This is a genomic window from Lysobacter sp. N42 (assembly GCF_004344885.1).
The window spans coordinates 1-9,656 of sequence record NZ_SKFB01000069.1; the positions used below are offsets into that span (position 1 = coordinate 1).

A 9,656-nucleotide genomic window follows, 5' to 3' on the forward strand; every position below is an offset into this window, starting at 1 on the left:
CCCGCCGAACCATCAGTCCGTCCGAGTGAGCCGCCCATCTTACAGCACTTTCGATCACTGTCAACACCTTGTGATCGATTTTCTTGCTGCGCCCCGCCGTTTGATTTCATGGCCGCCGAGGGCGTCGGCGTCATCAGCTGGGTCGGCCATTATGTCGGCACTCGCCGCCGTTGTGAAGCCCCCGTGAGAAGAATTTTCGAAAGATTCAGCCAACGAGACGGATCCGCGCGAAGTTGCGCTTGCCCACCGCGAGCACGCCTTCGAAACCGGCCGTAAACACGCGCTGGGGATCCTCGAAGACTTCGCCGTCGATGCGCACGGCGCGCTCCCTGAGCTTGCGGCTGGCCTCGGAGTTGCTGGGCGTAAGGCCGGCGGCGGTCAGCAGCGCCGCGATGCGCAGCCCTTCGGCCGGTACGGCGACCTCGGTCAGCGGCAGCTGCGAGATGTCGCCCTCGCCGCGGACCGCGGCGTTCCAGCCGGCGATGGCCTGCTCGGCAGCCACCGCCCCGTGGAAGCGTGCGGCGAGCTCGCGGGCGAGGCGAAGCTTGAGGTCGCGCGGGTTGAGGGCGCCCGAATCGATGTCGGCGCGCAGGCGCTGCGCCTCGGCGATCGAGATCTCGAAGCTCAGCAGCTCGATCCAGCGCCACATGAGCTCGTCGCCGATCTTCATGGCCTTGGTGACGATGTCGATCGCCGGCTCGTTGATGCCGATGTAGTTGCCCAGCGACTTGCTCATCTTCTGCACGCCGTCCAGGCCTTCGAGCAGGGGCATGGTCAGCACGATCTGCGGCGGCTGGCCGTAGTGCTCCTGCAGGCCACGACCCATGAGCAGGTTGAACTTCTGGTCGGTGCCGCCGAGCTCGACGTCGGCCTTCAGCGCGACCGAGTCATAGCCCTGCACGAGCGGATAGAGGAATTCGTGGATGGCGATGGACTGGTGCGCGGCGAAGCGCTTGGAGAAGTCGTCGCGCTCGAGCATGCGCGCCACGGTGTGCTGCGCGGCGAGCCTGACCATGTCGGCGGCCGACATCTGCCCGAACCACTCGGAGTTGAAGCGCACCTCGGTGCGTTCGCGGTCGAGCACCTTGAAGACCTGGTCGGCATAGGTTTCGGCGTTCGCCAGCACGTCCTCGCGCGTGAGCGGCTTGCGCGTGGCGTTCTTGCCGGTGGGGTCGCCGATCATTCCGGTGAAGTCGCCGATCAGGAAGATCACCTGGTGGCCGAGGTCCTGGAACTGCCGCATCTTGTTGAGCAGCACGGTGTGGCCCAGGTGCAGGTCGGGGGCGGTCGGGTCGAAGCCGGCCTTGACGCGCAGCGGGCGGCCCGATTCCAGCCGCCTGGCCAGCTCCTCGGGCTTGAGGATCTCGTCCGCGCCGCGCGTGATCAGGTCGATGAGGTCGTTCTGGGACATGTCGTGTCTCGCGACCCTGCGCGACTCGCGACCCGGGTCGTCAAATAAGTTAAACGATCGTAAAAAACGCCTTGACGAAAAAAACTAGGCGCATCAATGGTTTGACGCACAGAGTTGGCGTGACTATTTTACGGTCGTGACGGGGCCTACACGGCCTCCGGGGGAACCAGCATGACAGACACCGCCTCGGCGCGCCGCGCGCGCCTGGATGCCCTTCGCGAAGCCGTGCTGCATCGGCCGGTCGCGGCGCAGGAGGGCACGGGGTTCAACGGCCGCTGGACGCGTCGGCAGTGGGCGCACGCCAGCCTGTTCGCGATGGGCGCGATGCTCGTCGCCGCGATCGTGCCGGGCTTCGACCGGCCGGTGGTCACCCGCGACAACGTGCCGGTGCCGCGCCATTCGATGGCGCTGACGCTGCCGCCGCTGCCGATCGCGCGCGCGCAGGGCGCCAGTGGCGAGAACTGGCAGATCGTGACGGTCAGCCGCGGCGACACGCTGGCGTCGATCTTCGACGAGTTCGACATCCCGGCCGGCATGCGCGAGAAGGTGCTCGCGCATCCGAGCGTGAAGCAGGACCTGCGCCGCCTGAAGCCGGGCATGGAGCTGGCCTTCGACCTCGCCGCGAACGGGCAGCTGCGTACCTTCCGCTTCGACCGCGACGACAGCCACCGCATCGAACTCCTGGTCGCCGGCGACAGCATCAAGGAGAAGGTGACGGTGCGTCCGGTGGAGACGCGCACCGTCGTCATCAGCGGCAAGGTGGGCAGCTCGCTGTACCGCTCGGCGCGCAAGCTCGGGCTGACGAGCCAGCACGTCAACACGCTGACCGACGAGATGTTCAAGTACGACATCGACTTCAACGACGACGTCGGCGCGAACGACCGCTTCTCGGTCGTGGTCGAGCAGACGTGGCGCGAGGGCGAGCTGGTGCGCACCGGCCCGGTGCTGGCCGCGACCTTCACCACCGGCGACAAGCTGCACTCGGCCTTCCGCTTCACCCGCAACGGCAAGCCGGAGTTCTTCACGGCCGACGGGCGCTCGCTGAAGAAGAGCTTCATCCGCATGCCGATCCCGTACGCGCGCCTGACCTCCGGCTTCGGTGCGCGCCGCCATCCGGTGCTGGGCCGCATGCGCATGCACAAGGGCGTGGACTACGCCGCCGGCACCGGCACGCCGATCATGGCCGCCGGCGATGCGCGGGTGAAGTTCGTCGGCTGGAAGGGCGGCTACGGCCGCGCGGTCATGCTCGACCACGGCCGCGGCTACACCACGCTGTATGCGCACATGTCGCGCTTCGGCAACGTCAAGCCGGGCCAGCGCATCGCGCAGGGCACGGTGATCGGCTACGTGGGTTCGTCGGGCATGTCGACCGGCCCGCACCTGCACTACGAATTCCAGATCAACGGCGTGCACCGCAACCCGCTGAGCGTGACGATGCCGCCGCCGGAGCCGCTGTCGGGCGCCGCGCTGGCGCAGTTCCGCCAGCAGACGCGCGTGGCGCTGGCGCGCATCCGCGAGGTCGAGAACATCATCTACGCCGCCGACGAGCTGCCCGCCAGCCGCAACGTCGCCAGGGCCGACGGCAAGAAGACCGTGCGCAACCGCTCCTGATGGGCGGCCAGGCGCGGGCCGACGGGCTGTACGTCGGCCTGATATCCGGAACGAGCGCGGACGGGATCGACGCCGCGCTCGTTCGCTTTTCCGAGCACGGGACGCACACCCGTTGCGAGGTGCTGCACGCGCTGACGCATCCCTGGCAGCCGGCCCTGCGTGCGCGGCTGGTCGAGCTGGGCCAGGGCGGGGAAGCCACCTCGCTGGACGAGATGGGCACGCTGGACGTGCGGGTGGCCGAAACCTTCGCCGAGGCGACGCGTGCGCTGCTGCACGCCGCGGGCGTCGGCGCGGGCGAGGTACAGGCGATCGGTTCGCACGGACAGACCGTGCGGCATCGCCCCGCCGGCGCGGCCGGCGACGGGCGCGCGCCGTTCTCCTGGCAGCTGGGCGATCCGAGCGTGCTCGTCGAGCGCACCGGCATCACCACCGTGGCCGACTTCCGGCGGCGCGACATCGCCGCCGGCGGCCATGGCGCGCCGCTGGTGCCGGCCTTCCATGCCGCGGTGCTGCGCGAGGCCGGCGAGGACCGTGCCGTGCTCAACCTCGGCGGCATCGCCAACTACACGCTGCTGCCCTCGCACGGCCCCGTGCGCGGCTTCGACACCGGGCCGGCGAACGCGTTGATGGACGCCTGGTGCCTGCGACATACCGGCGCGCCCTTCGACTGCGACGGCGCGCTCGCCGCGCAGGGTGAAGTGGACGAGGCCCTGCTCGCGCGCCTGCTGGCCGAACCCTGGTTCGCGCTGCCGCCGCCCAAGAGCAGCGGGCGCGAGCAGTTCCACCTGGGCTGGGTCGATGCGCACCTGGCCGGCAGCGAACGCGTCGAGGACGTGCAGGCGACGCTGCTGGAGCTGACCGCGCGCACCGTGGTCGATGCGCTGCTGGCGCAGCAGCCGTCGACCTCGCGTGCGCTGCTCTGCGGCGGCGGCGTGCGCAACGCGGCGCTGGTGGCGCGCATCGGGCAGCTGCTGCCGGATTGCCGCATCGAGTCGACCGACGCGCACGGCCTGGACGCGGATTTCGTCGAGGCCACGGCCTTCGCATGGCTCGCGCGGCAGACCCTGCTGGGGCGGCCCGGGAACCTGCCGTCGGCGACGGGGGCGGCGGGATGGCGGGTGCTGGGGGCGGTGTACCCCGTGTGAGGCGCACGGCCGGACGCGGCGCGGCGGCCATCGATGCACCGACACACCAGGCCCGCACTGCGCGCGGCGTCGCGTCTCCTCGCCCGGCCTGCCCCGCGATCAGGCAGGCGGCGGCATGGCCGGTGGCCTTGCCCGACGCACGAGCGCCAGGCAAAGCAGCAGGACCGGGATGCCGAACAGCGCCGTCACGATGAAGAAGCGCGCATACCCGTCGAGCAGCGTGGTTCCTGCGGACAGGGCCTCGACCGTGGCACCCGAGAAGCCCTTGATGAACTTTCCGGGCAGCGCGTAGAACGAACTGAGCAGCGCGTACTGCGTCGCGGTGTAGCCGACGTTGGTGAGCGAGGACATGTACGCCACCAGGGCGGTGCCGGCGAAGCCGGTCGCGAAGTTGTCGATGACCATGGCCGTGGCGAAGGCCGAGGGGTCCGGCCCCTGGTAGGCCAACCAGGCAAAGGCGATGTTCGAGCCCGGGCCCAGCACCGCGCCGGCCAGCAGCGTGGCCACGTAGCCGAAGCGGAGCGCGAACAGGCCGGCCGCGGCGATGCCGACGACGGATGCGACCAGCCCGATCGTTCCGCGCACCGTGCCGACAACCTCCTTGTCGATTCCAAGGTCGCTGTAGAACGGGTTGGCCATGGGGCCCATGAAGAAATCCGGCAGCCGGTAGAGGCTGATGGCGAGCAGCATCAGCAGCGCCCAGCGGCCGTGGTCGCGGAAGAAGGCGATGAAGGGGCCCAGGATGGCGTCGAAGAGCCCGCGTCCGGTGAGCAGCGAACCGGTCGCGGCCGTCGGGGCATGGCGCAGGGGTTCGCGCGCCCAGAACGTCGCCAGCAGGCCCAGGCCCATCGCGCCCGCCATCAACAGGTATGAGGGCGCCCAGCCGAGCCTGGCGGCGAGGATGAGGATCAGGGCGTCGGTCACCAGCAGGGCCGCGCGGTAACCGAGCTGGTAGCCCGAGCTCAGGAGTGCGAGCTCCTCGCCCTTTTCCGAACTCTCGATCCGCCATGCATCGACCACGATGTCCTGCGTGGCCGAGGCGAAGGCGGCGACCAGGGCCAGCCCCACGAACGCACCGAGCCCGCCTTCGGGCCGCACGACGGCCATGCCGAGCAGCGCGATGCCTACCGCGAGCTGCGCCAGCGCCATCCAGCCACGACGGCGGCCCAGCCAGCGGCCCAGCAGCGGTGCATCGACCTTGTCGATGACGGGCGCCCACAGGAACTTGAAGGAATAGGCCAGGCCCACCCACGAAGCGAAGCCGATGGTGGCGAGCTCGATGCCGACGTCGCGCAACCAGTAGCCCATCGTGTTGCCGACGAGCATGAAAGGCAGGCCCGACGAGAAGCCCAGCAGCAGCATCACCGCGACCTTGGGCTGGCCGAGGTTGCGGAGCACCTGCTTCCAGCCGGGTCGCTTGGGCGATTCGGTCATCGGGTCCAGTCCTTCAGGTCGTAGTCGACGATGTAAGGGGCATGGTCGGAGAAGCGCGGCTCGCGGTGCGTCTCGCAATGGACGATCGCGTCGCGCAGGTTGGGGGTGACCAGCTGGTAATCGATGCGCCAGCCTACGTTCTTCGCGCGCGCCTGTCCGCGGTTGCTCCACCAGGTGTACTCGGCGCATTCATCGGGCTTGGCCACGCGGAAGCTGTCGAGCCAGCCCAGGTCGCCGGCGCAGGGCGAGCCGTCGCCGTGGGTGTCGGCGATCAGGCCGTTGAGCCAGGCGCGCTCGTGCGGCAGGCAGCCGGTCTGCTTCTGGTTGGAGCTCCAGTTGGTGATGTCGCGGCGGGAACGCACGATGTTCCAGTCCCCGCAGACGATGTAGCGGCGGCCGCTCGCCAGCCACTCGCGCAGGATGGGCTGGAACCAGGCCATCACCGATTCCTTGAAGCCCTGCCGCAGCTCGCCGGTGGTGCCGGAGGGCACGTAGACCGAGACGATCGAGAGGTCGCCGAAGCGCGCCTCGATGAAGCGGCCCTCCTCGTCGAAGGCGTCCCAGCCCAGGCCCGAGCGGATCTCGTCGGGCTCGCGGCGGGTGTAGATGGCGACGCCGCTGTAGCCCTTCTTCGTGCTGGCATCGCGGAAGTAGGCGTGGAAGCCGTCGGGCAGCAGCGCGGGCAGGCGCAGCTGGTCCTCCTGGGCCTTGGTCTCCTGCACGCAGAGCACGTCGGCGTCGCGTTCGCGCAGCCAGTCGAGGAAGCCCTTGCGGGCGGCGGAACGCCAGCCGTTGGCGTTGAAGCTGATGACGCGCATCGGTTCGGGATTCGGGATTCGGGATTCGGGATTCGGGATTCGGGATTCGGGATTGGGGGTTCGGGATTCGAAGAGCGGGTCCGTGCAGACGGCGCCGCGGCGGGCCGGGCCCGCGGACGGGCTACCCTATCCGCGGCACGCCGCTTTGGCGAATCCCGAACCCGCATCCCGACGCCCTGCCACCATGACCTACCGCACCCGTTTCCTCGAGCTCGCGCTGCGCGTGGACGCCCTGCGCTTCGGCGAGTTCACGCTCAAGTCCGGGCGGGTGAGCCCGTACTTCTTCAACGCCGGGCGTTTCGACTCCGGCGCCGCCCTGGCCGAGCTGGCCGGCTGCTACGCCGATGCGCTCGACGCCGAGGGCATCGCCTTCGACCTGCTCTTCGGCCCGGCCTACAAGGGCATTCCGCTGGCCACCGCACTGGCCTGCGAGTTCGCGCGCCGCGGCCGCGACCTGCCCGTGGCCTTCAACCGCAAGGAAGCCAAGGCGCACGGCGAGGGCGGCGTGCTGATCGGCGCGCCGCTGGCCGGGCGCCGGGTGCTGATCGTCGACGACGTCATCACCGCCGGTACCGCCGTGCGCGAGTCGCTGGCGCAGATCGCGGCCGCGGGCGGCACCGCGGCCGGCATCGTCATCGCGCTCGACCGCCAGGAGGCCGTGGATCCGTCGCGCTCCCGACGCTCGGCGGCACAAACTGTCGCGCAGGAGCACGGCCTGCCGGTGATCGCGGTGGCACGGCTGGAAGACCTGCTGGCGATGGCGGCCGGCGGCGTGCTGCAGGCCGAGCGTGAGCGGCTGCTGGCATACCGTGACGCCTATGGCTGCACCTGAGTCAGGCTGGCGTGATACTTGCTTGACTGCCAGCCGACCGCACCGCCGTCCGGAGCCCGCATGTCCCGCACCCGCCTGCTGACCGCCGCCCTGCTGCTGGGCCTGGCCCCGCTGGCCACGGCGCAGAAGGCCGAGGCGCCGGCCAAGAAGCTGTACTGCTGGAACGAGGGCGGCCGGAAGGTGTGCGGGGATGCGCTGCCGGCCACGGCGGTGGACTCGGCGCGGACGGAGATCAATCCGCGCAGCGGCCTGCCGACCGCGCGCGTCGACCGGGCCCTGACCCCGGAGGAACGGGCCGCCGCCGAGGCTGCCGCCCGCGCCGAGCAGGAAGAGCAAGCCGCGGCGGAGGCCGAGATGCGCCGCGTCATGGCGATGGTGCACTCGTTCGACAGCGAGGACGCCCTGCGGCGCGCCTTCGACAACCGCATCGCGCTCAACCGCGATTCGGTCAAGACCGCGCAGATGGGCATCGCCGGCATCCGGGTGATCCTGGTCGACCTGCTGCGCCGTGCCGGCGAGGCGGAGCTGGCGCAGCGCCCCGTGCCGAAGAAGCTGGCCGACGACATCCGCACGCAGCATGCGCAGCTGCGGCAGCAGCAGGCGGCGCTTGCACGGCTGCAACGAAGCGGCGAGGCGATCCGCGCGCAGCTCGAGGAAGCCGTCGCGCGCTACCGCGAACTGCGCATGCCCGGGGCCGCGCCGGTGCTGCCGGCGGGCTGAGCCCCCGCCGCGACGGCCCGGGCACCGCCCCGGCGACCGGCCGGCCGCCGGGCATTCGCGGCCCTGTACGCCCCGGTGGAAACGCGGGCGCCCGGCCCGCGGTCGCGCCGCGCGCCGAGGCCGCGTCTTAGAACGGCAGTTCGAGATCCGGCTGCAGCAGGTGGATCTGCTCGCGGAAGGCGTACTGGATGCGCGCCAGCGCGTCGGCGGAATCGGCGTCGAAGCGCATCACCAGCACCGGCGTGGTGTTGGACGCGCGCACCAGGCCCCAGCCGTCGGGGAAGTCCACGCGCAGGCCGTCGATGGTCGACAACCGCGCACCTTCGAACTTCGCGTTCTCGCGGAAGCGCTCGACGAAGGCGTGCGGGTTGCCGGCAGGCGCGTCGACCTTGATCTCCGGCGTGGACACGCCGTTGGGCAGCGCGGCCAGCGTCTCGCCCGGCGTGGCCGGGGCGGCGGCGAGGATCTCCAGCAGGCGCGCGGCGGCGTAGATGCCGTCGTCGAAGCCGTACCAGCGCTCCTTGAAGAAGAAGTGGCCGCTCATCTCGCCGGCCAGTTCCGCATCGGTCTCGCGCATCTTCGCCTTGATCAGCGAATGGCCCGTCTTCCACATGAGCGGGCTGCCGCCATGGCGCAGGATGTGGCCCGGCAGGCGCCCGGTGCACTTGACGTCGAACAGGATCACCGCGCCGGGGTTGCGCTCGAGCACGTCGGCGGCGAACAGCATCAGCAGGCGGTCGGGGAAGATGTTCTCGCCCTCGCGCGTCACCACGCCCAGGCGGTCGCCGTCGCCGTCGAAGGCGATGCCGAGGTCGGCGTCCAGCCGCTGCACCATCTGCACGAGGTCGGTGAGGTTGTGCGGCTCGCTGGGGTCAGGGTGGTGGTTGGGGAAGGTGCCGTCGATGTCGCAGTACAGCGGGATGACTTCCGCGCCGATGGCCTCCAGCACGCGCGGGCCGATCTCGCCGGCCACGCCGTTGCCGGCATCGACCACGACCTTGAGCGGGCGGTCGATCTGGATGTCGGAGGCGATGCGCTGGACGTAGTCCTCGGCGATGTCGCGCTGCTCCAGGGTGCCCGGCGACGGCGCGGCGTGCAGGCGGTCGTCGGCGATGCGCGCGTACAGGTCCATGATCGCATCACCCGAGAGCGTCTCGCCGCCGACGACCACCTTGAAGCCGTTGTAGTCGGGTGGGTTGTGGCTGCCGGTCACCGAGACGCAGGAGCCCGCGCGCAGGTGGTAGGCGCCGAAGTAGGTGACCGGCGTGGGCGCCATGCCGATGTCGACCACGTTGCGGCCGGCGCGGCGCAGGCCGGTGACCAGGCCGTCGGTGAGCGCGGGGCCGGAGAGCCGGCCGTCGCGGCCGACCACGATGTCGCGCAGGCCCTGCTCGTGCATCACGGTGCCGATGGCCTGGCCGATCAGTTCCGCGATGCCGGCGTCCAGGCTCTGGCCGACGATGCCGCGGATGTCGTAGGCGCGGAAGATGCCGCGGTCCAGCGCCAGGCGCGCCACCACGGCTTCCGGCGTGGCCGCCGGCACCGGCGGCGGTTCGCTGGGGCGGACCACGTCGGCGAGCGTGGGCGCATCTTCGACGGCGTCGACCGGGCCACCTGCCGCGCGGCGTCGTGCGCTGCAGGCCTATGCCGCCCTGATGCTGCTGGTGGTGGCGGTGAGTTACATC

Annotated in this window: 7 protein-coding genes and 1 pseudogene; 4 read left to right on the plus strand and 4 right to left on the minus strand. The window is 70.6% G+C overall.

Features of this window, described 5'->3' with window-relative positions; translation table 11 throughout:
* Positions 1–205: 205 nt before the first annotated feature.
* Positions 206–1,411 (minus strand): tyrosine--tRNA ligase, encoded by a 1,206-nt coding sequence (gene tyrS / locus EYQ95_RS25155; RefSeq protein WP_132331787.1) that lies wholly within the window; start codon positions 1,409–1,411, stop codon positions 206–208.
* A 171-nt stretch (positions 1,412–1,582) separates the two neighbouring features.
* Between tyrS and EYQ95_RS25160 the strand changes: the two genes are divergently transcribed.
* Complete coding sequence (locus EYQ95_RS25160; RefSeq protein WP_132331788.1) at positions 1,583–3,022, plus strand: peptidoglycan DD-metalloendopeptidase family protein; 1,440 nt, start codon at positions 1,583–1,585, stop codon at positions 3,020–3,022.
* On the plus strand, positions 3,022–4,167 hold the full coding sequence (locus EYQ95_RS25165; protein WP_132331789.1) for an anhydro-N-acetylmuramic acid kinase: 1,146 nt from the start codon (positions 3,022–3,024) through the stop codon (positions 4,165–4,167). Before EYQ95_RS25160 ends, EYQ95_RS25165 begins: the two co-directional genes overlap by 1 nt.
* A 99-nt stretch (positions 4,168–4,266) precedes the next feature.
* Here EYQ95_RS25165 and EYQ95_RS25170 read toward each other — a convergent pair whose 3' ends face one another.
* Together EYQ95_RS25170 and EYQ95_RS25175 are read right to left on the minus strand one after the other, a co-directional pair.
* Positions 4,267–5,601, minus strand: coding sequence for an MFS transporter (locus EYQ95_RS25170; protein WP_132331790.1), 1,335 nt, complete (start codon positions 5,599–5,601; stop codon positions 4,267–4,269).
* Complete coding sequence (locus tag EYQ95_RS25175; RefSeq protein ID WP_132331791.1) at positions 5,598–6,419, minus strand: exodeoxyribonuclease III; 822 nt, start codon at positions 6,417–6,419, stop codon at positions 5,598–5,600. Before EYQ95_RS25175 ends, EYQ95_RS25170 begins: the two co-directional genes overlap by 4 nt.
* A gap of 184 nt (positions 6,420–6,603) precedes the next feature.
* Between EYQ95_RS25175 and pyrE the strand changes: the two genes are divergently transcribed.
* Together pyrE and EYQ95_RS25185 are read left to right on the plus strand one after the other, a co-directional pair.
* A complete protein-coding gene (gene pyrE, locus EYQ95_RS25180; RefSeq protein WP_132331793.1) occupies positions 6,604–7,251 on the plus strand; it encodes an orotate phosphoribosyltransferase in 648 nt (215 codons plus the stop codon).
* 60 nt (positions 7,252–7,311) lie between these two features.
* A complete protein-coding gene (locus EYQ95_RS25185; RefSeq protein ID WP_132331795.1) occupies positions 7,312–7,971 on the plus strand; it encodes a hypothetical protein in 660 nt (219 codons plus the stop codon).
* A 127-nt stretch (positions 7,972–8,098) separates the two neighbouring features.
* On the opposite strand, the pseudogene EYQ95_RS25190 reads toward EYQ95_RS25185, so the two are convergent.
* A pseudogene (locus tag EYQ95_RS25190) lies at positions 8,099–9,553 on the minus strand (phosphomannomutase/phosphoglucomutase); the annotation flags it as partial.
* Positions 9,554–9,656 lie beyond the last annotated feature (103 nt).

Coding starts and splice junctions, on each gene's coding strand:
- EYQ95_RS25160 (WP_132331788.1), top strand. CDS start 1,583: ATGACAGACACCGCCTCGGCGCGCCGCGCGCGCCTGGATGCCCTTCGC.
- pyrE (WP_132331793.1), top strand. CDS start 6,604: ATGACCTACCGCACCCGTTTCCTCGAGCTCGCGCTGCGCGTGGACGCC.
- tyrS (WP_132331787.1), bottom strand. CDS start 1,411: ATGTCCCAGAACGACCTCATCGACCTGATCACGCGCGGCGCGGACGAG.
- EYQ95_RS25185 (WP_132331795.1), top strand. CDS start 7,312: ATGTCCCGCACCCGCCTGCTGACCGCCGCCCTGCTGCTGGGCCTGGCC.
- EYQ95_RS25170 (WP_132331790.1), bottom strand. CDS start 5,601: ATGACCGAATCGCCCAAGCGACCCGGCTGGAAGCAGGTGCTCCGCAAC.
- EYQ95_RS25165 (WP_132331789.1), top strand. CDS start 3,022: ATGGGCGGCCAGGCGCGGGCCGACGGGCTGTACGTCGGCCTGATATCC.
- EYQ95_RS25175 (WP_132331791.1), bottom strand. CDS start 6,419: ATGCGCGTCATCAGCTTCAACGCCAACGGCTGGCGTTCCGCCGCCCGC.